Annotated in this window: 18 protein-coding genes and 1 pseudogene; 11 read left to right on the top strand and 8 right to left on the bottom strand. The window is 71.4% G+C overall.

Translation table 11 applies throughout. The features are described 5' to 3' along the window. Positions 1-33: 33 nt before the first annotated feature. Positions 34-1,443: a sensor histidine kinase gene (locus ACH4J0_RS11225; RefSeq protein WP_396238595.1), complete on the bottom strand. Its 1,410-nt coding sequence runs from the start codon at positions 1,441-1,443 to the stop codon at positions 34-36. Between the two features lies 1 nt (position 1,444). Continuing rightward, positions 1,445-2,122, bottom strand: a complete 678-nt coding sequence (locus ACH4J0_RS11220; RefSeq protein ID WP_396238593.1) for a response regulator transcription factor — start codon at positions 2,120-2,122, stop codon at positions 1,445-1,447. A 148-nt stretch (positions 2,123-2,270) separates the two neighbouring features. Between ACH4J0_RS11220 and ACH4J0_RS11215 the strand changes: the two genes are divergently transcribed. Both ACH4J0_RS11215 and ACH4J0_RS11210 read left to right on the top strand, forming a co-directional pair. Further along, a complete protein-coding gene (locus tag ACH4J0_RS11215; RefSeq protein ID WP_396238591.1) occupies positions 2,271-2,855 on the top strand; it encodes a hypothetical protein in 585 nt (194 codons plus the stop codon). A gap of 1 nt (position 2,856) precedes the next feature. After that, on the top strand, positions 2,857-3,657 hold the full coding sequence (locus ACH4J0_RS11210; protein ID WP_396238589.1) for a hypothetical protein: 801 nt from the start codon (positions 2,857-2,859) through the stop codon (positions 3,655-3,657). 78 nt (positions 3,658-3,735) lie between these two features. Here ACH4J0_RS11210 and paaK read toward each other — a convergent pair whose 3' ends face one another. Beyond that, positions 3,736-5,082 carry a phenylacetate--CoA ligase PaaK gene (paaK, locus tag ACH4J0_RS11205; RefSeq protein ID WP_396238587.1) on the bottom strand — a complete coding sequence of 449 codons (1,347 nt, stop codon included), beginning with the start codon at positions 5,080-5,082 and terminating at the stop codon, positions 3,736-3,738. A gap of 278 nt (positions 5,083-5,360) precedes the next feature. On the opposite strand from paaK, the gene ACH4J0_RS11200 reads away from it, so the two are divergent. The 3 genes from ACH4J0_RS11200 (at position 5,361) to ACH4J0_RS11190 (ending at position 8,622) form a co-directional block, all read left to right on the top strand. Continuing rightward, a complete protein-coding gene (locus ACH4J0_RS11200; protein ID WP_396238585.1) occupies positions 5,361-6,905 on the top strand; it encodes a hypothetical protein in 1,545 nt (514 codons plus the stop codon). Between the two features lie 30 nt (positions 6,906-6,935). Continuing rightward, on the top strand, positions 6,936-7,211 hold the full coding sequence (locus tag ACH4J0_RS11195; RefSeq protein WP_396238583.1) for a hypothetical protein: 276 nt from the start codon (positions 6,936-6,938) through the stop codon (positions 7,209-7,211). Between the two features lie 247 nt (positions 7,212-7,458). Next, positions 7,459-8,622, top strand: coding sequence for an ROK family protein (locus tag ACH4J0_RS11190; RefSeq protein ID WP_396238581.1), 1,164 nt, complete (start codon positions 7,459-7,461; stop codon positions 8,620-8,622). An 83-nt stretch (positions 8,623-8,705) separates the two neighbouring features. Here the strand turns inward: ACH4J0_RS11190 and ACH4J0_RS11185 are convergent, their stop codons facing one another. Continuing rightward, positions 8,706-9,452 carry a GntR family transcriptional regulator gene (locus tag ACH4J0_RS11185; RefSeq protein ID WP_396238579.1) on the bottom strand — a complete coding sequence of 249 codons (747 nt, stop codon included), beginning with the start codon at positions 9,450-9,452 and terminating at the stop codon, positions 8,706-8,708. A 332-nt stretch (positions 9,453-9,784) separates the two neighbouring features. Here ACH4J0_RS11185 and ACH4J0_RS11180 point away from each other — a divergent pair, with 332 nt between their 5' ends. Beyond that, the gene (locus tag ACH4J0_RS11180) at positions 9,785-10,591 is read left to right on the top strand and encodes an exodeoxyribonuclease III (protein ID WP_396238577.1); all 807 of its coding nucleotides are present in this window, start codon (positions 9,785-9,787) and stop codon (positions 10,589-10,591) included. Positions 10,592-10,906: 315 nt separating this feature from the next. Then, positions 10,907-12,040, top strand: coding sequence for a hypothetical protein (locus ACH4J0_RS11175; RefSeq protein ID WP_396238575.1), 1,134 nt, complete (start codon positions 10,907-10,909; stop codon positions 12,038-12,040). Positions 12,041-12,330: 290 nt separating this feature from the next. On the opposite strand, the gene ACH4J0_RS11170 is transcribed toward ACH4J0_RS11175, so the two are convergent. Both ACH4J0_RS11170 and ACH4J0_RS11165 read right to left on the bottom strand, forming a co-directional pair. Continuing rightward, entirely contained in the window at positions 12,331-12,468 is a 138-nt protein-coding gene (locus ACH4J0_RS11170) for a hypothetical protein (protein ID WP_396238573.1), read from the bottom strand. After that, entirely contained in the window at positions 12,465-13,403 is a 939-nt protein-coding gene (locus ACH4J0_RS11165; RefSeq protein ID WP_396238571.1) for a hypothetical protein, read from the bottom strand. Before ACH4J0_RS11165 ends, ACH4J0_RS11170 begins: the two co-directional genes overlap by 4 nt. Before the next feature lie 256 nt (positions 13,404-13,659). Between ACH4J0_RS11165 and ACH4J0_RS11160 the strand changes: the two are divergent. The 4 genes and pseudogenes from ACH4J0_RS11160 to ACH4J0_RS11145 all read left to right on the top strand — a co-directional run. Next, positions 13,660-14,799 (top strand): annotated as a pseudogene (locus tag ACH4J0_RS11160) (IS701 family transposase); the annotation flags it as partial. 380 nt (positions 14,800-15,179) lie between these two features. Then, complete coding sequence (locus tag ACH4J0_RS11155) at positions 15,180-15,713, top strand: transposase (protein WP_396238951.1); 534 nt, start codon at positions 15,180-15,182, stop codon at positions 15,711-15,713. Next, positions 15,710-16,015, top strand: coding sequence for a hypothetical protein (locus ACH4J0_RS11150; RefSeq protein WP_396238569.1), 306 nt, complete (start codon positions 15,710-15,712; stop codon positions 16,013-16,015). Before ACH4J0_RS11155 ends, ACH4J0_RS11150 begins: the two co-directional genes overlap by 4 nt. Positions 16,016-16,464: 449 nt before the next feature. Continuing rightward, positions 16,465-16,749 carry a LuxR C-terminal-related transcriptional regulator gene (locus ACH4J0_RS11145; protein ID WP_396238567.1) on the top strand — a complete coding sequence of 95 codons (285 nt, stop codon included), beginning with the start codon at positions 16,465-16,467 and terminating at the stop codon, positions 16,747-16,749. A 73-nt stretch (positions 16,750-16,822) separates the two neighbouring features. Here ACH4J0_RS11145 and ACH4J0_RS11140 read toward each other — a convergent pair whose 3' ends face one another. Beyond that, positions 16,823-16,957, bottom strand: a complete 135-nt coding sequence (locus tag ACH4J0_RS11140; protein ID WP_396238565.1) for a hypothetical protein — start codon at positions 16,955-16,957, stop codon at positions 16,823-16,825. A 135-nt stretch (positions 16,958-17,092) separates the two neighbouring features. After that, a complete protein-coding gene (locus ACH4J0_RS11135) occupies positions 17,093-18,916 on the bottom strand; it encodes a 1-deoxy-D-xylulose-5-phosphate synthase (protein ID WP_396238563.1) in 1,824 nt (607 codons plus the stop codon). Positions 18,917-18,987: the final 71 nt, after the last annotated feature.

Here is an 18,987-nt window from a genome sequence, read left to right as displayed (position 1 = left end):
ATAGGGCCTTCCGGGTACGCCTCCCGCCCCCGGTCACCGACGGAGCACCGGTCCTCGGACGTCAGCCGCCAGCGGGATCGCCGCGGTGAGCCGAGCCCCGCTCGGGGTCGGGGTGACGGTGAGGGTGCCGTGGTGGTGGCGGGCGATGTCGCGGGCGATCGGCAGGCCGAGGCCGGTGCCGCCGTGGTCGCGGGAGCGGGCGTCGTCCAGGCGGGTGAAGCGTTCGAAGACCCGCTCGCGGTCGGCGGGCGGGATGCCGGGGCCGTCGTCCTCGACGTCCAGCAGGGCGAGGCCGCGCGCCGGGTCGGTGCCCAGGCGGACGTGCACGGTGGTGGCCGCGTGGCGGTCGGCGTTGTCCAGCAGGTTGGTGAGCAGGCGGCCGAGCCAGAGCGGGATGCCGTCGACGGCGACCTCGGGGGCGAGGTCGGTGGTGCGGCGGTGCGGGCCGGACGGGCGGGCGAGGACGGTGGTGGCGACCAGGTCGGTGAGGTCGATCCGCTGGCGGGGGCGGTCGTCGGTGCCGCCCGCGTCCAGGCGGGCGAGCAGCAGGAGGTCGGTGGCGAGGTTCTGCAGCCGGTCGGTGTCCGCCAGGGCACCGTGCACCAGCTCGGCCCGGACCGCCGGGTCCGGGTGGGTGTCGGCGACCTCCAGCTGGGTGCGCAGCACCGCGAGCGGGCTGCGGAGCTCGTGCGAGGCGTCGGCGATGAACTGCCGTTGGCGGTGGCCGGAGGCCTCCAGCCGGTCGAGCATCGCGTTCATGGTGGCGGCGAGCCGGGCGATCTCGTCGGCGGTGCCGGGTTCGGGGACGCGGCGGTGGAGGTCCTGCCCGGTGATGGCGTCGACCTCGGCGCGGATCGCCTCCACCGGCCGCAGCGCGTGCCCGGTGACCTTCCAGGTGACCACCACCCCGGTGAGCAGCAGCAGCGGGCAGGCGACGGCCAGCCCGGCCTGGGTGATGTCCATGGCCTCGTCGGCGGCGCGCAGCGAGGCGCCCGCGTAGACGGTGACCGGCCCGTCGGGGGTGTCGGCGGTGACGGCGGCGAGCCGCTGGCGGTGGTGGTCGTACAGCGGGTCGACCTCGTCGGTGGTGTGCGAGCCGGTGCGCCGCGCGGTGGCCAGGGCCGGGCGGCCGACCAGGTTGGGGCTGGCGGCGAGGACGGTGCCGCGGGCGTCGACGACCTGGAGGAAGTCGGTGCCGTGGGCGGGGTGCAGGACGGGCACCAGCCGTCCTTGGACGGCGAGTTGGGCGACCGACTCGGCCTGCTGCCGGGTGGCGGAGGCGGCCGAGGCGACCAGGTCGGCGTGGACGGCGGCGAGCAGTCCGGCCCCGGCCAGGGCGAGCGCGGCGGCCAGCACGGTACCGGCGGCCGCGGTGGCCCGGGCCCGTACCGTCCGGGGGACGAACCGGCGCAGTGCGTACGGGAGTCGCCGAGGTCCGGGCACGTCAGCCGCCGGCCGGGTCGAGCCGGTAGCCGGCGCCGCGCATGGTCTGCAGGGCGGCCCGCCCGAAGGGTGCGTCGATCTTGCGCCGCAGGGCGTGGACGTGCACCTCGACGATGCTCGGGTCGGCGTCGTGGTCGGCGTCCCAGACGTGGTCGAGGATCTCGCGCTTGGAGACCACCGTCCCGGCCCGGGCGGCCAGGTGCTCCAGGATCGCGAACTCGCGGGCGGTCAGGTGGGTGGGGGTGCCGGCCCGGGTGCAGGTGCGGGCGTTGGCGTCCAGCACCAGGTCGCCGAGGGTGTGCAGCCGGGGGCGCTGCCGGTCGATCCGCCGGTGCAGGGCCCGCAGCCGGGCGAGCAGCACGACGAAGGAGAAGGGCTTGGCGAGGTAGTCGTCGGCGCCGGTGTCCAGGGCCTCCGCCTCGTCCCACTCGCCGTCCTTGGCGGTGAGCATCAGGATGCCGGCCCGGCACCCGCCCGCGCGCAGCCGGGCGCAGACCCGGTAGCCGTTGAGGCCGGGCAGCATGATGTCGAGGACGATCACGTCGTAGGGGTGGCGCTCGGCGAGGGCGAGGCCCTCGGGGCCGTTGTGGGCGGTGTCGACGGTGTGCCCGTCGGCCTCCAGCCCGCGCCGCAGCGCGGTGGCCATCCGGTGTTCGTCCTCCACGACGAGTATGTGCATCCGTTCAGGGTGCCAGGTGCTCCTGAGAGCTCCCGACCCGCCTTAAGCGCAGGTTCAGGTACGGTCCGCCATGATCGCCGGGCGCGGCCCGGGCGGTACCGGGCCCGGCGCTGAGCGCAGCAGCCGCACGAGGCAAGGAGTGCCCCCGATGACCGATCCCCTGTCGTCCACCACCCCGCAGCCCGGGGAGCCGGAGATCCCCGAGACGCCGCCGCTGGCGCCCCGGCGCCGCCGCGCGGAGCGGCTGCTCGCCTGGACCGGCGGGCGGGAGCGCCGCATGGCCGCGTCGGTGGCGGCGGTGGCGCTGCTCGCCGGGGGCGGGCTCGCGGTCGCGGCGGCGGCGCACGAGGGGCACGGGGAGGGCGGGCACGGACACCGTGGGGCGGCGGCCCGGACCGAGGACGGAAACGGGCACGAGTACGGGAACGAGCAGGGGAACGCGAACGAGCAGGGGAAGGGGAACGGGCACGCGCACGGGAAGGAGCGCGGGCACGGCCACGGCCAGGCGCCCGCCCCGCTGCCCTCGCTCGCCGCCTCGGCCGCCCTGGAGAAGGCCCAGGCCGCCGTCCCCGGCGGCCGCGCCGAGTCGCTGCGGCGGGTGACCGAACAGGGCGGCGGCGCGGCCTGGGCCGTGACGGTCGTCGGCCAGGACGGCGTGCGCCACCTGGTGACGGTGGACGGCACCGACGGCCAGCTGACCTCCAACACCGCCGTCGACGGCTCGGAGGGCTGACGTGGCGCACTCGTACGCGCCGACCGCGCCCCGCCCCGCCCCGCCCGGTGACGTCCGGGCCACCAGCAAGGTCCCGGTCGTGGACGGCTGGTTCTGGCTGGTGAAGGTGCTGACCACCGGCATGGGCGAGACCCTCTCGGACTTCCTCGCCAAGACCTTCGACCCGGTCCTGGCGGTGGGCGCCGCCGGCCTGCTGCTGGCCGTCGCCCTCCTGGTGCAGCTGCGCACCCGTCGCTGCGTGCCCGGGCTGTACTGGGCGGTGGTCGTGCTGGTGAGCGTGTTCGGCACGATGGTCGCCGACGTGGCGCACGTCGCGCTCGGCGTCCCGTACGCGCTGTCGGCCGGTTCGCTGGCGGCGGCGCTGGCGGCGCTGTTCCTGCTCTGGCACCTGGTGGAGGGCTCGCTGGCGATCGACCGGGTGACGGGCCTGCGCCGGGAGCTGTTCTACTGGGCGGCCGTGCTGCTGACCTTCGCCCTGGGCACCGCGCTCGGCGACCTGACGGCGGCCACCCTCGACCTCGGTTACCTGGTCGCCGGCCTGGGCTTCGCCGTGCTGATCGCCGTCCCGGCGGTGGCGGCCCGGGCCCGCTGGGTGGGTCCGGTGGCCGGGTTCTGGTGGGCGTACGTACTGACCCGCCCGCTGGGCGCCTCGTTCGCGGACTGGCTGGGCGTCGGCGCGGACCGCGGCGGCATCGGCCTGGGCACCGGCCCGGTCAGCCTGGCCCTGGCCGTACTGATGGCAGTGGCCCTGGCGCTCTCCGCGCGGTCTCGTCGCCGGACGGCTGGACTCACCACCCACTGAACGTCTACATTTCTGTAGACGCCGGAGGCGCACGGCATCACCCCCCGGACAGCCGTGCGCCCCCGGCCTCCTGTCGCCTCACCTTCGCTCGTCCACCACCCGCTTGATCTTCCCGACGGAGCGCTCCAGCGTGTACGGGTCCACCACCTCGGCCGCGACCGTCACGCCCACCCCGTCCTTCACCGCCCGGACGATCGACTCCCGGGCCGCCGCCCGCAGTTCGGCGGGCGCCTCCGGGCGGGCCTCCACCCGCACCGTCAGATGGTCCATCCGCCCCTGCCTGGTCAGCCGCAGCTGGAAGTGCGGGGCGACGCCCGGGGTGCGCAGCAGGATCTCCTCGATCTGGGTCGGGAAGAGGTTCACCCCGCGCAGGATGATCATGTCGTCGCTGCGCCCGGTGACCTTCTCCATCCGCCGGAAGGCCGGCCTCGCCGTGCCGGGCAGCAGCCGGCTGAGGTCGCGGGTGCGGTAGCGGATGACCGGCAGCGCCTCCTTGGTGAGCGAGGTGAAGACCAGTTCGCCGCTCCGCCCCTCGGGCATCACCAGATCCGTGAGCGGATCCACGACCTCCGGGTAGAAGTGGTCCTCCCAGATGTGCAGCCCGTCCTTGGTCTCCACGCACTCCTGGGCGATGCCGGGGCCGACCACCTCGGAGAGGCCGTAGATGTCGACGGCGTGCAGGTCGAGCCGCTCCTCGATCTCGCGCCGCATCTCCTCCGTCCAGGGCTCGGCACCGAAGACGCCCACCTCCAGCGAACTGGCGCGCGGGTCGAGGCCCTGCTTCTCGAACTCGTCCAGCAGGGTGAGCAGGTAGGACGGGGTGACCATGATGATCTCGGGGCGGAAGTCCTGGATCAGCTGCACCTGCCGGGCGGTCATGCCGCCGGAGGCCGGGATGACCGTGCAGCCGGCCCGCTCGGCGCCGTAGTGCGCACCCAGGCCGCCGGTGAACAGGCCGTAGCCGTACGCGATGTGCACCTTGTGGCCGGGGCGGCCTCCGGCCGCGCGGATCGAGCGGGCGACCACGTCGGCCCACATGGACAGGTCGTTCTCGGTGTAGCCGACCACGGTCGGGCGCCCGGTGGTGCCACTGGAGGCGTGGATCCGGCGGACCCGCTCCATCGGAACGGCGAACATGCCGAAGGGATAGCCCTCGCGCAGGTCGGCCTTGGTGGTGAAGGGGAACCGGACGAGGTCGTCCAGGGTGCGGCAGTCCTCGGGGCGCACCCCGGCCGCGTCGAACTTGCGGCGGTAGAGCTCGACGTTGTCGTAGGCGTGCCGCAGGGTGGCGCGGAGGCGGTCGAGCTGGTGGGCGCGCAGTTCGTCGACGCCCATCCGCTCGCCGGCGTCCAGCAGTGCGGGTGGGATCGGCTCCCCAAGGCGTCGTTCCGGGCGTCGTCCCGGTTCGGGTGAGCTGCCGGTCATCGTCGCTCCTTCGCAGGTCGGCCGATCTCGGGAGCCCGACCGATCGTTCGGTCCGGGCGAGCCCAGGCCAAGTAATCCAGCACCCGAACCACCTGTCAAGGGCTCGCACAACGGTTCCGGAATGCGAAGTTCCGGCCCCTTCGTGTCGAGATCCGCCCCTGCCGCTTGGCTGGGCGATATGAAAATCATTACGGAAGTTTGACTCGGCAGCGGCCGCTCGGGGCCCGGACGCATGGTTCAGTAGTGCGGCTTCTCCCCTGCACCCCGGAGTGATCACCTTGGCCTCGACCCCTGCGCTGGTCAGCGCGCTGCGCGAGCTCGGCGACCGGCCCGCCGTCGTCGCCGACGGACGCGCGATCAGCGGCATCGGCCTGCTGCTCGGCGTCTCCCCGCCGGGCGGCCTGCCCCGGGCCCTCGCCGAACGCGTCGCCGAACACGCCGCGCTGCCGCCCTCCGCCGCCCGCGCCGCCGAGGAACGGCTCCGGTACTGGGCCGGGGTCCTCGGCCCGCCGCCCATCCGGCACACCGTGCTCCACCCGGCCACCGACCTCGCCGTCGAACTCGCCCTGGCCACCCTGCTGGCCGGCGGCACCGTGCACTGCACCGACCCCGACCAGCGGCCCGAACAGCAGCTCGCCGCCCTCGCCGCCAACCGCACCACCCACCTCAGCCTGCCCTCCGCCCTGCTCTGGCGGCTCAGCCGCCAGCCCGGACTGGCCGAGCACGACCTCGCGGCGCTGCGCCTGGTCCTGCACGTCGGCCCCGAACCCCGGCAGGACGACGTGTACGCCGCCGTCGACGCCCTCGGCGCCGTCCTCGCCCACGTCCGCGCCCCGCGCAGCCAGGCCGAGGCCGCCGACCGCCGGCTGCGCGCCGATGCCGAGACCGCCACCGCCGCCGCGTGGAAGCACAGCATCGGCGTCACCGCCGAACAGATCACCGGCTTCGGCGCCCACCTCGACCGAGCAGTCCTGGCCGCCCTGCTGCACACCCTCCAGCAGGCCGGAGTGCTCACCGACCCCACCCGCGGCTGGTCGGAACCCGAACTCCTCGCCACCGCCCTGGTCACCCCCGCCCAGCGCCCCCGGGTCGGCCGCTGGCTCGACGCCCTCGCCCGGCACGGCCTGATCACCCGCCAGGTTGGCGGCGCCCAGGGCCCGTTCTTCCACGGCGCCCCCGAACTCACCGCCGCCGACGTCCGGGAGGCCTGGCGGCCCGCCGTCGAGACCTGGGCCGACGGCCTCGGCACCGCCCCCGTCCTGGACCGGGTCCGGCGCGGCGCACTGCGCCTGCCCAGACTGCTCACCGGCGAGGAGGCGCCCCGCCCCGCCGCCGCCCCGGTCCGCTGGGCCGCCGCCCGCGGCTACCTCGGCGCCGCACTCGGCGCACTCGTGCGCGCCACCGCCGAGGCCCACGACGGGCCGCAGCCGCTGCGCGTCCTCGAACTCGACCGCGACGGCACCGAGACCGCGGTCGCCCGCGCCCTGGCCGCCCGGCCCCGGCAGAACGCCGACCACCACCCCGCCCCCGACGGCGGGCGCTACGACGTCGTGGTCGCCACCGCCGCCGGCCGCCCGGAGGAAGAAGTCCCGGCCCTCGTCGAGCAGCTCGCCCCCGGCGGCCGGCTGCTGCTGCTCGCCCCCGTGACCGAACAGCTCGACCTGCTGATCACCGGCGACCCGCGCGGCCTCACCACCCACCCCGCCGACCGGTGGCGGGCCGCCCTCACCGCCGCGGGCTGCCCCACCGTGCTCACCCTGCCTGCGGACGGGCACCCGATGGGGCTGCTGGGGCAGGAACTGTTCGCCGCGCGGGTCGACTGAGCGCACCGTCCCCGGGCTACGATCGGGCGCATGGCCGCTTCCGTGCGTTCGATCCGCTCCCGTTCCTCCCTCGGCTCGATCGGCTCCACCGGTTCCATCGGCTCGCTGCTGTCCATCGGCTCGGTGGGTTCGGTCCTCTCGATCGGCTCGGTCGGCAGCGTGCTGTCCGTCGGCTCGGCCGGCTCGGTCTTCAGCGCGTTCTCGGCGTGCTCCTGGCTCAGCGTCGGCTCGCTGCTGTCGGTGCGCTCGCGCTGGTCCGTACGGGGCCGGCGTCCCGGGCAGGGGCCGTCCGTGGCCGACCGGTGAAGCGAGGGTCACGCACCGCCACCCGATCCGTACCATTTCGATACCGAAGCCCGGGTGAGCTGCGGGAATCCTCGCCGCGCCGGGCGGTCCCCGGGTAGGCTCCGGCCTGTCCCCCGGGCCTTCCTGCGGGCGGCGGCGCGCCGCCCGTGCCGCGTTCCGGGGGCAGACCCCCGCGGGCCATTCGGTGGGCTCCGCGCACTCGACATCGCGCGCCAGGGCAGTCGCGCGAACGGCGAAGGGCATCGCATTGGCGGATCGGCTCACCGGAGGAGACTCCTCGCTGCTGCGGCGGATCAACGCGGCGGTCACGCTTCGGGCGCTGCGGACCGGCCACTCGGTGACCCTCACTCAGCTCGTCGGCGAGACCGGGCTCTCCCGGCCGACCGTCGAGGGCGTGATCGAGGGCCTGGTCGAGACCGGACTGGTCGCCGAGGTCGAGCAGCCCCGGGAGGACGGCCCGCCCGGCACCGGCCGCCGCGGCCGCCCGGCCCGCTGGTTCCGCTTCCGCGCCGAGGCCGGGCACATCCTCGGCATCGAGATCGGTGTGCACGACATCCGGGTCATCCTCGCCGACCTCACCGGCGAGGTGGTGGGCAGTCACTTCAAGCCCGTGGACGAGACCCTGGACACCGAGGAGCGGCTCACCGCCGTCCGCACCGCCGTCGCCGAGGTCCTGCGCAAGGCGGGCATCTCCCGCGACAACCTGTGGGCCGTCGGGATCGGCACCCCCGGCATCGTCGACCGCGAGGGCACCATCCGGCTCGGCACCGCGATGCCCGGCTGGACCGGCCTCGACCTCGGCGCCCGGCTGCGGCGCTCCTTCCGCTGCCCCGTCCTGATCGAGAACGACGCCAACCTCGCCGCCATCGCCGAACACTGGAAGGGCGCGGCCGTCGGCGCCGACGACGTGGTCTTCGTGATGGCCGGCCTCAGCCCCGGCGCCGGCTCCCTGATCAACGGCAAGCTCCACCGCGGCTACGGCGGCGCCGCCGGCGAGATCGGCGCCCTCCACCTGCTCGGCCAGGAGGTCACCCCCGAGAAGCTGCTCTCCACCACCGGCAAGCCCCTCAACCCGCTGGACGAGGCCGCCGTCGCCCGCGTCCTGCGGCTCGCCCGCGAGGGCGACGAGGTGGCCAAGGTCGCCATGGACCGCTTCCTGACCAGGCTCGTCCAGGGCGTCGCCGCCCTCGTCCTCGCCATCGACCCGCAGCTGGTCGTCATCGGCGGCTGGGCCGCCGGCCTGGACGGCGTCCTGGAGCCCCTGCGTGGGCGGCTGGCCCAGTTCACCCTGCGGGCACCGGAGGTGGCCCTGGCGGCCCTGGGCTCCGAGGTCGTCTCGATGGGCGCCCTGCGGGTCGCCCTGGACCACGTCGAGGACCAGCTCTTCGCGGTGGACCCGCCCCGGGCGTGAGGGCCGGGGCGTGAGGCTCGACGACCGCGACCCGGGCGCCAGTCGGCGTCCGGGTCGCGGTCTGAGGGTGGGTGCGAAACGGTTCAGGAGGCGGTGCGGACCTCGGGGGTCGCGCCGACCGGGGTGACCTCGACCAGGCCGGTCTCGCCGAAGGTCAGCTTGCAGGTGTCCGCGCGGTAGGTGGCGACGGCGAGCGCCACCAGGCGGCCGGCCGAGGCGTACTGGGTGGTCATGACCAGCACCGGGGTGCCCGGGGGGCGCTCCAGCAGAACGGCCTCGTCGGCCTCGGCGACGCCGAGCTCGACGGCGCGGGACTCGCCGTCCACCTCCAGGCGCTCCAGCTGGCGCAGCACCGAGCGGGCACGGTCGCTCTCGGCGCGGAAGCCGGGCAGGTGCGGCAGGGCGGCGGCCGGGACGTGCAGCGACTCTGTGGCCATCGCGCGGCCCTCGACCAGGCGGACCCGGCGGACGGTGTGCACGGTGGCGCCCTCGACGATGCCCAGGCCCTTGGCCAGCTGCGCGGAAGCCGGGGCGGTGGCGCAGTCCACCGTGCGCCAGGCCTGGCTGCGGCCGGCGCCGGGCCAGCCCTCCTCCTGCCGGTTGACCGGGACGCCGACCCGCGGGGCGGCGATCAGGGTGCCGATCCCCCGGCGGCGGACCAGCCGGCCCTCCAGCTCGAGCTGGTCCAGGGCCTGCCGCAGCGTCGCCCGGGCTACCCCGAAGCGGGCGGAGAGCTCGCGCTCGTTGGGCAGGACCTGGCCGGTGGAGAACTCCGAGTCGATGGCCCGCAGCAGCACCGTGCGCAGGTGCCAGTACTTCGGTTCCGGCACCGCCGAAAGCTGTCCTGTCGTCCCGACCGTGCCCACCGTGTCCTCCACCTGGTCTTGTCCGCCCTACGACAAGGAGGGCGGATCCCGGGCCCGCTGCCCGCTGTTGCGGCAGGTGGGAGAGCGAGCCTTTATCCGTCCTTCTTTATTAAAGGTCCTTGCAGTAAGCGACCCTAGGTGCTGCGTCCGGAGATGGTCAAGACCAATGACACGGCTTGACGCGGCCGTCGCGAACATTCATGCCACGTTCACGACGGCCCCCGCGCGCGCCCCGCCACGACCCGGGCCGCGCGTCACGGTCCGGGACGGACACGGCCAATGGGTAGGCTGCCCGGGTGATCGTGGTGACGAGTGTGAATGTGAACGGAATCCGGGCGGCCGCCAAGAAGGGCTTCGTCGAGTGGCTGGCCGGAACGGAAGCGGACGTGATCTGCCTCCAGGAGGTGCGCTCCGAGCCCGGGCAGCTGCCGGTCGAACTGCGCGACCTGGAAGGCTGGCACGCGGTCTGGGCCCCGTCCGTCGCCAAGGGCCGGGCCGGCGTCGCGATCCTCTCCCGCCAGGAACCGCAGCGCACCACGATCGGATTCGGATCGGAGGAATTCGACGATTCCGGCCGTTACGTCGAAATCGACCTCCCGGGCCTGACCGTCGCCAGCCTCTACCTGCCTTCCGGAGAGGTCGGCACCGAGCGCCAGGACGAGAAGGAACGCTTCATGGTGGAATTCCTCGTCCACCTCACTGCCCTGCGCGCCCGCGCCGCCGCCGACGGCCGCGAGGTCGTGGTCTGCGGCGACTGGAACATCGCCCACCGCCCCGAGGACCTCAAGAACTGGAAGGCCAACCAGAAGTCCGCCGGCTTCCTCCCCGAGGAACGCGCCTGGCTCTCCCGCGTCTACGACGAGGCCGGCTACGTCGACGTCGTCCGCGCCCTCCACCCCGACCGCACCGGCCCCTACTCCTGGTGGTCCTACCGCGGCCGCGCCTTCGACAACGACTCCGGCTGGAGGATTGACTATCTGATGGCCAGTCAGAAACTTGCGGACACCGCCGTCAAGGCCTACGTCGAGCGCGCAGCCTCCCATGCGGAACGCTGGTCCGACCACGCACCCGTCACCGCCGAGTTCGATTTTGGAGACAACTAACCTACGGGTACCGAAGTTTGTCAGGCCGTAGGGACGGCCTTCCAGCCACTACGGTGACGGGCACGGCTGCCCCCAATCAACGGTGTGCCCCAGACGAAGTCGGCTCGCATCGGCCGACAAGGCCTGCAATCTCGCCTGAGCCGGTTTGACAAGTCGATTCGTCGCACCTGTTAGCGGCCCATGCAGGACAGTGGACTGCTTCGCGCGCGTGCCCAGCACCGGCATCCGGGACCGCCGGCTTCCTCTCTTCAATCGCCTTGGGAGGTAGGTACATTGAGGTTTTCTTCTGATTCGCTGTCTGGCCATGATGGCGCGATGAACGAAGCCACGCGCCTGCCGAACCACGGGACCGGCCTGACTGGTCCCAACTACGCCCGACACAGTCGAGTGGAGCCAACCGTAGATGTGCTCGGTAAGGCCCGATGGATCGCGACGGACGAGTCTGGCTGGGGAGGCGACCAACTCGCCGCCAACCCCGACCGATACATGACCATCGGATCGGTTGCCATCGATGACCAGACGGCGCAGCAGGTGCTGCTCGATCTGCGGCGTGACGCGAGGATCGCCGATCAGGTGGCCGAGGTGAAGTTCAAGCACTTCAAGGACCGGCCGACAGGTCGGCAGGCGCTGGTCAAGGCGCTCGGCCCGGGCGGATCCCTCGAGGGTCGAGCTTCGGTATACGTCATCGACAAGCACTACTTCGTGGTGGGAAAGATCATCGATCTCCTGATCGAGACTCAGGCCCATTCTCGGGGCGTCGAGATGTACCGCAACGGCGCAGCTCGCCAAAGCGCCCGGACGCTGTTCGAGGAGGGGCCTCGGGCGTTGGGAGGGGACGGGTTCAAAGAGCTTGTCGAAGCCACGGTGGACTTTGCGTCGATGCGGAACCGGGACGGGCAGCAGTCCTCGGTTGAGGACTTCTTCGACGTCTTGGAGGCGGCCTGGGCGAAGTCCACACGCCGACGCGTCACTACAGTCCTCGCGCAGGCCCGCGGAACTCGGGCGGAGGCTGCGGACTTCCTTCAGGCGCTCCAGGAAGGTGATCTCTCGGACAATCTCGAACCGCTGATTCCCGGGGTGGCGGCCGTTGTCAACAACTGGTCTGAGCGTATCGGCAGGGTCAACGCGCTAACGGACGACCAGAAGATGCTCACCGATGACTGGTTGGACAAGATGATGCGCCAGTTCGATGGGGACGGGTCTTGGGACTTGCGCTGGGTCCTGGGACGGGCCCAGGTCGGGCAGGTCCTGCGAGGGGAATCCAAGACGCACCCTTCGCTGCAACTCGCCGACCTCGTCGCCGGCGCTGGCTTCGCGGTGGCAAAGCGCTTCGGGGGCAGCGACTCGCCTGCGGCAGCGGAGCTCTACCCCGCCGTCGTACCGCTGATCGATCCGAACAGCTTGGTTGCCTTCGACGATATGTCACGGTTCGCAAAGCCGCTTGACTGACGGAGATCGGCTGCACCCGTGATCTCGACCAATCGACCGGGTTGCTTGCGTGGTCTTCGCCGTGCGCTGCTGCGGGATCTCAGGCTACCGCGAGGTCGTCGCTGATGACACCGTACAGGTTCGGGCCGCGCGCCCAGTCCCGTATGGCTTCCCGGTCTTCGTGCCGCGCGGGGCAATACGGGAGTCGACGCCCCGGCCGCAGTCAACCCATATTGCGTGCGCGGGCTGTCACGGGCTGGGGCGCTCCTTCAGGAAACGGCTCGGGCACGGCCGGCCCGCGCCCGAGCGGATCAGGCTGTCGTTCCGGGTGCTGCGCGCTGCCTGTGCGCGTTGCTGAGCAGGTAGAGCGCCGCTTGGAGGATGAGCGCGACGTGATGCTTGGGCGGGGTGCCGGTCAGGCCGTGGAGGATGTCGTTGCGCAGGTTCATCCCGCGGTCGGAATCGACCAGGAGGAGCTCCAACGCTCGACTCCAGTCCTCCGGGTACCCGGCCCCCGGCATGCTCTGCAGCAGCCCGCCCGGCATGGCGACTCCGCCGGGGGTCTCCCCTTGGCCACGGAGATGATGGAGACGCGGGGACGCAGCAGTTCCCGGAGGATCCGCTCGACCTGGGGCAGTGCGCTGCACGCCGCGGCGTCGGTCTCCCCCAGCCAGTAGTAGAGGAAGGCCCGGGCGAGGATCCGAGCGCGAGGTTCGGGCAGCACCGTCTCGTGCTCCAGAGCGTCGATCATCTCGAACTCGTCGGGCCGGAAGCGCTCGTGGATACGGTCGAGCTGGGTCGCGATCAGCCTTCCGAGCAGGTCCAGGCCGTGGACCTGCGTCTTCACAGCGTGGTCGTTGTCGGCTTCCGTGGGCGAGTGGACGAAGACGGGTTCTGCCGGGTTGATGCGCGAGCTCGGGAGCCGCAGAAGGCCCTCGAACGCGCCGTCGGCCTCCAGCTGGGCCTGCGCACGCATCACCGGGTGGACATCCGGCACGGTGAGCCACAGCGCGTTCCGCAAACCAGGGGCGGCATCGACCAGCGCCCGCTGTCCAGCGACCATCGTGGGCGGGAGGCTACCCGCTTTGCAAATCACGGTCCACTCCAGCGTGGTCTGCTGTTGCGCCATCCCGGCACGTTCCCGCAGTTCGGGCAGCCCCCGCTTCTGCCCCTCGGTCGCCGCCCTCTCCAGAAAGTACAGACGTCGGCACCCAACATCGGCAGTATCAGCTGCCTCGAGGAGGGCGTGGACCACGGCGGTGTCGATCTCCGTACGACGGCTGGGGTGAGCAATCTCCCGCAGCAGCTCAAGGAAGCCGAGCCGGTCGTCTACGTCGTAGGTGAAGTGCTCAGCCGCCCGCTCGGCGAGGTCCGCGAGGACCATGGCATCGCCGTGTGAATCCCGTAGCCTCTTCAGGAGCCCCAGCAGGGCCCGGCCGTCGTTCTCGCCTCCGTCCAGGATGCGCTCGGCTAGTACTCCAGCCGGACTTCTCCATTTCCGCTGGTCAACAGCCTGGGAGTGGGAGTGTAGCGGGCGGACGATCTGTCAGGGGCGGTCTTCATGAGACCGCCCCTCGATCGTGTGCGGGCGGCGTTGGTAGTGGCAGCTGCGGAGGCAGCCTCCGGCCGTTATCAATGAGTTGGAAGCCCAGCTGTGGGACCGTGAGCTCGAGAACCTGTTCCTCCGCGTCGGCGTTCACTTCGGCCGCGTGGAGCCGCGCCGTCGGATGCGCGACTACATCCGTGGCCTGCTGGGCCCGGTCGGCCGCAAGAACGGCTGGCAGCTGGCCGATTACGCAGGCCATGCCACCCCTGACGGTCTCCAGCACCTGCTCGCCAGGGCCCGCTGGGACGCGGACGAGATCCGCGACGAGCTCCAGCACTACGTCGCCGAACGCCTCGGCGAGGACGACGGGGTCCTGATCATCGACGACACCGGCTTCATCAAGAAAGGCACCACCTCCGCCGGCGTGCAACGCCAGTATTCCGGAACCGCCGGCCGCACCGGGAACTGCCAGATCGGGGTCTTCGCCGCCTATGCGTCCGCTCGAGGCCGGGCCCTGGTGGACCGCGAGCTGTACCTTCCCAATTCCTGGACCGAGGACCGGGAGCGCTGCCGCACGGCGAAGATCCCCGACGAGCGGGAGTTCCGCACCAAGGGCGGCCTCGCCAAGGCCCTGGTGCTGCGCGCTCCCGCCTCCTCGCTGCCCGTCGGCTGGGTCACCGCCGACTCCGCCTACGGCCAGGAAGGACGCTTGCGGCGGCTGCTGGAACAGTCCGGCGTCGGTTACGTGCTGGCGGTGCCCAAGTCCCAGTTCAGCGTGGGCTGTCCACGCATCGACTGGCTGTTCGCCCAGGCGCCGGCCGAGGCCTGGCAGCGGATCTCGTGCGGGGACGGCGCCAAAGGACCGCGCATCTACGACTGGGCGGCCGTCCAACTGCCCGCCGTGGCCGAGTTCGACTACCAGGGCGAGGACCTGGTCCGCCGCCGATGGGCGCTGGCCCGCCGCAGCCTGAGCAGGCCCGACGAGATCGCCTACTACCTCGCCTACTCACAACTCGACACGACGGTAGAGCAGTTGGTGCGGATCGCCGGGATGCGCTGGGCCATCGAGGAGTGCTTCCAGGCTGCGAAGAACGAGTGCGGCCTGGACCAGTACGAAGTCCGCCGCTACACCGGCTGGATGCGGCACATCACCCTTGGCATGCTCGCCCACGCCTTCCTCGCCGCGATGGCGGCAGCCGCGGCTTCAAAGGGGGCTGCAGAAACGGTTCCCGCGCCCTGGTCGACCTCACCGTGGCAGAAGAAGACGGCGGCCGAGATCGAAAACGAGAAGCTCCGCCGGGAGAACGAGCGACTCAAGCGGGAGCTGGCGAAGAACAAGGCCGCGGTGGAGGTCCTGGGAAAAGCTGTCGCGCTCTTGGAATCGGTCTCCGAGAGCGCGGACTGAAGCACGTCCTGGACACCCATCTCCCCGCATTCGTCGATGAGTTGGCGAATCACGTGGGCATCGTGGCGGCCTGCCGGCTCACCGGCAGGTCCCGGGCGACCCGCCACCGACACCTACACCCCAAGGAACCGACCGAGAAGCCGAACCATCCCAGATCAGCCCCGCCGCAAGCGCTGTCGCCCACCGAGCGCGCCGCCGTGCTGGCACTGATGGACAGCCCCGAGTACGCCGAGCTGCCTCCCGCGCAGATCTGGGCTCGGGAGCTGGATTCCGGGCGCTACCACTGCTCGATCCGCACCATGTACCGGATTCTGGCCGCCGCCGAGCCGCTGCTGCCGGAACGAACACCCAAGCGAGGTCGGCGGTGGCGTGATCATCGGCAGGTTATCGACGCGATCGCATTCAAGTACCGCACTGGGACTGCGTGGACCGACCTGCCAGGACGGTTCGGATCCTGGAAGGGGGTCTATAACTGGCTACGGACCTGGGCGCGCACGGCGTCATGGCGCATCCGCGGCCGGCGGCCGTCCGGCAGTACCGTGACGGCTGCGAGGTGGATGTGGTGCACGACGTGCTGGACCGCTACCCACCGCTACCCCGCCTCGCCCTGCGGTGCCAGGCCGGTGTTCCGGCGATCACCCGGGGCGCCGGCTGCCCGCCAGGATGAACCGCCAGACCCGGGCTCTACGTTCTTTCTGGTAGTGGTCAACAGAGATGAGACGTACGGAAAGTGGTGCGCATGACCCAGCTGGAGCGGAACTGCCCAGCGGCCCTGCTGCTGCTCGGGGGGCCGGTCACGGACACCGCCGCCGTGCTCGCCGCGGCCCGCGGCCTGCACGCCTGGGACCCGCGGCGGCCGGCGGTCGGACAGCTGCTGGAACACCTGCTGGACCCCGGCGACGACGCCCGGGCCAGGTCTCCGCACCAGGGCCGGAACCAGCTCGCACCGTTCGACGACTCGAACGTCATCCCCATCCCGACGGCCCGCATCGAACGCCGACAAGCCGTCACCGGCCTCATCAACGAGTACCACCGAGCAAGCTGACCATCCGACAAACCCCCGGCTCACAGCCGGTGAAGCCATTTTGAAGCACTACGGGCCACTCGGCCTGGATGATCTTGCAGTGTTAGGATTTTCAGGTCGGAGTAACTCGCCACAGGCTCCGATGCACCCTCGTTAGACATGAACGGAGAGTGTCGTGCCGAAAACCCACACTACTCCGGCGGGAGAATTTTCGCCGACGTTATTGTCAATAGCTTTGACCGGTCCTCACGGCGTCGGATCGATTTTCCCTTCCTGGCCGGAAGCCCAGCTGATACGCGAACCCCACGAGGTCCGTTCGAGTGATGACGTCCTTTTGTTTTACGGACCCGGCATGACCCAGGAAGTGAGGCGGTTCTCGATCGAGCCTGACGTCGAGCTGCCGCCTGTCATGACTGTGGGCTCCGCTTACGGTCCCGTCCCAGCCGGGCCGTACGGAACGGACGAGTGCCATGGGTAATGACCAGAACGGCTGCGAAGTGTCCCAGCCGGTCGGCGACTGCGTTCTCAGCTCGGTCCAGGCCAGGATCCTGGAGGGCGTTGCGGCCGGCTTCTCCAGCGGGCGACTTTCGAGAGAGTTATACCTCAGTTCGAAGACCATCGACTATCACGTCCGCGTCATGTCCGACAAGCTGCAGGCGCCGAATCGTGTCGCGTTGGTTTCGAGGGCGTTCGTCCTCCAGATTCTGCGAACAGATTCATGGCCCCCGCGCATTGCGTATGAAGCTGTGGATTAATGCCCGGCGGTTCGCGAGATCGTAATCCGCACGTTCTGCACGAACTGCATTTTGTATCATGTTTCCCGGACGTTTACTTTATCTCGCTCCTTCTGGTCAGGTCGGAGGTCAGACGCTGACCGGCCACGAGTGCGCGGGCCAAGCCGTGACCTGGCTCGGCGATCTGCTGCAGCGTGGCGTCGATGTCGGCCGTGGACGTGGTGGTCACGACTGCACCGGCACCGGCGCGACGCCGTCAACCGGCACCTCGTGCCCACCATGATCTGGCGGGAGGTCCGCCGCGTGGCCACCGAGAGGGGGACCTCGTCCTTGCGTGGCAAGGGCATTCCCAAATCGATGGTCGTCAATGTTTCTCCCCTGAATGAACCGGCCAGGTGCCGGGGTCGTCGATGTCTGCTGACGCCGGTGCGGCGTCGAGGCCGGTCAGCAGCCCCACCACGACCCTGGTGATGTTCTGCGCGGTCAGCCCGCAGGCGGCGAGCACCTCGGCCCTGGTGCCATGGCTGAGGAACCGCCTCGGGATGCCGAACTCGCGCAGCGGGGTGTGCACGTCGGCGTCCCGCAGCGCCTGCGCGATCGCGGAACCGACACCACCCGCGCGGCTGTTGTCCTCGACCGTGATCGCGAGCCGGTGGCGGCGGGCCAGGTCGGCCAGCGCGGGGTTGACCGGGGTGACCCATCTCGGGTCCACCACCGTCACCCCGATGCCCTGTCCCCGCCCACCGTCCGCGACGGTGAGCGCGAGCCCGGCCAGCGCACCTACCGCGATGATCAGCACGTCTAGCCGGCCGGAACGGCGCAGCACGTCAATCCCGTTGAACGTGGCGGTGGCGGGCAGGTCCTCACCGGCGGGGCCTTTGGGAAACCGCAGCAGTGTCGGACCTTCGTGCCACGCCACCGCCTCAGCCAGCAGTTCGGCCAGCCTGGTGCCGTCCCGCGGCGCCGCGATCCGCAGCCCCGGCACCACCTGCAGCACCGACAGGTCCCACATGCCGTTGTGGCTCGGCCCGTCGTCGCCGGTCACCCCGGACCGGTCGAGGACGAACGTCACCGGGCGGCGGTGCAGCGCGACGTCCATGAGCAGTTGGTCGAGCGCGCGGTTGACGAACGTGGAGTAGATGGCCACCACCGGGTGCACACCGCCCATGGACAACCCGGCGGCCATCGTGACCGCGTGCTGCTCGGCGATGCCGACGTCGATCACCCGGTGCGGAAACCTGCGCTGCAGCGGCAGGAGCCCGGTCGGCTCGGTCATCGCGGCCGTGATCGCCACGAGGTCGTTGCGCTGCTCGGCCAGTTCGACCAGCTTCTCGCCGAACACCGACGTGAACGACGGGGGCGATACCTTCAGTGCCTGCCCGGTGTACGGGTCCATCGGTTTGACGGCGTGGCCGAGATCGAGGTCATTGGTCTCGGTGTGCCGGTATCCCTTGCCCTTGGCGGTGATCACGTGCACCACCACCGGCCGGCCCAGTGCGACCGCGCGGCGCAGGGAGTCCTGGACGGCGGGGAGGTCATGACCGTCGACGGGGCCGAGGTAACCGAGCCCGAGTTGTTCGAACACGCCCGGCCCGCGCCCGGCGCGCAGGTCGGCCAGGTGCTCGGCCAGCCCGCCGACGGTCGGCGCGTAGGAGCGTTGGTTGTCGTTGAGCACGATGACGAGCGGCCGCTCCGGCCCGCCCGCGATGTTGTTGAGCGCCTCCCAGACCATGCCGCCGGTCATCGCGCCGTCGCCGATGATCGCGACGGTCGCCCGGTCGCGTCGGCCGAGGTGGGCGTCCGCCCTGGCCAGCCCGTCCGCGTAGGACAGCGCGGTGGACGCGTGCGAGTTCTCCACCAGGTCGTGCTCGGACTCCTCCCGGCTCGGGTAGCCGGAGAGCCCGCCCGACTTACGCAGCCGGTCGAACCCGGCCTGGCGGCCCGTGAGGATCTTGTGCACGTAGGACTGGTGCCCGGTGTCCCACAGCAACCGGTCCCGCGGGGACTCGAACACTGTGTGCAACGCGATGGTCAGCTCGACCACACCCAGGTTGGGCCCGAGGTGTCCCCCGGTCGCGGAGACCCGCTCGATCAGGAACGCGCGGATCTCCCCGGCGAGGTCACGCAGCTCCCCGGCGGTCAACTCACGCAGCCGCGCCGGGTCGCGCACGGTTTCCAGCAGCGCCATGTCGAACAGTGCTCCTCACCGGGCGTGGTGGGCGGCCGCGGCCGCCCACTCGGTCAGTTCGGGCCGACTCC

The sequence above is a fragment of the Kitasatospora sp. NPDC017646 genome, assembly GCF_044329365.1.
Lineage (GTDB): Bacteria > Actinomycetota > Actinomycetes > Streptomycetales > Streptomycetaceae > Kitasatospora.
The sequence above is the reverse complement of the archived record's forward strand: the minus strand, read 5'-3'. Positions and strand labels throughout refer to the sequence as shown.

Excerpts from the sequence above, each read along its gene's own strand:
- ACH4J0_RS11215 (WP_396238591.1), top strand. The coding sequence starts at position 2,271 with ATGACCGATCCCCTGTCGTCCACCACCCCGCAGCCCGGGGAGCCGGAG.
- ACH4J0_RS11150 (WP_396238569.1), top strand. The coding sequence starts at position 15,710 with ATGACCCAGCTGGAGCGGAACTGCCCAGCGGCCCTGCTGCTGCTCGGG.
- ACH4J0_RS11175 (WP_396238575.1), top strand. The coding sequence starts at position 10,907 with ATGAACGAAGCCACGCGCCTGCCGAACCACGGGACCGGCCTGACTGGT.
- ACH4J0_RS11145 (WP_396238567.1), top strand. The coding sequence starts at position 16,465 with ATGGGTAATGACCAGAACGGCTGCGAAGTGTCCCAGCCGGTCGGCGAC.
- ACH4J0_RS11155 (WP_396238951.1), top strand. The coding sequence starts at position 15,180 with ATGGACAGCCCCGAGTACGCCGAGCTGCCTCCCGCGCAGATCTGGGCT.
- ACH4J0_RS11165 (WP_396238571.1), bottom strand. The coding sequence starts at position 13,403 with ATGGTCCTCGCGGACCTCGCCGAGCGGGCGGCTGAGCACTTCACCTAC.
- ACH4J0_RS11220 (WP_396238593.1), bottom strand. The coding sequence starts at position 2,122 with ATGCACATACTCGTCGTGGAGGACGAACACCGGATGGCCACCGCGCTG.
- ACH4J0_RS11135 (WP_396238563.1), bottom strand. The coding sequence starts at position 18,916 with ATGGCGCTGCTGGAAACCGTGCGCGACCCGGCGCGGCTGCGTGAGTTG.
- paaK (WP_396238587.1), bottom strand. The coding sequence starts at position 5,082 with ATGACCGGCAGCTCACCCGAACCGGGACGACGCCCGGAACGACGCCTT.
- ACH4J0_RS11195 (WP_396238583.1), top strand. The coding sequence starts at position 6,936 with ATGGCCGCTTCCGTGCGTTCGATCCGCTCCCGTTCCTCCCTCGGCTCG.
- ACH4J0_RS11170 (WP_396238573.1), bottom strand. The coding sequence starts at position 12,468 with ATGAACCTGCGCAACGACATCCTCCACGGCCTGACCGGCACCCCGCCC.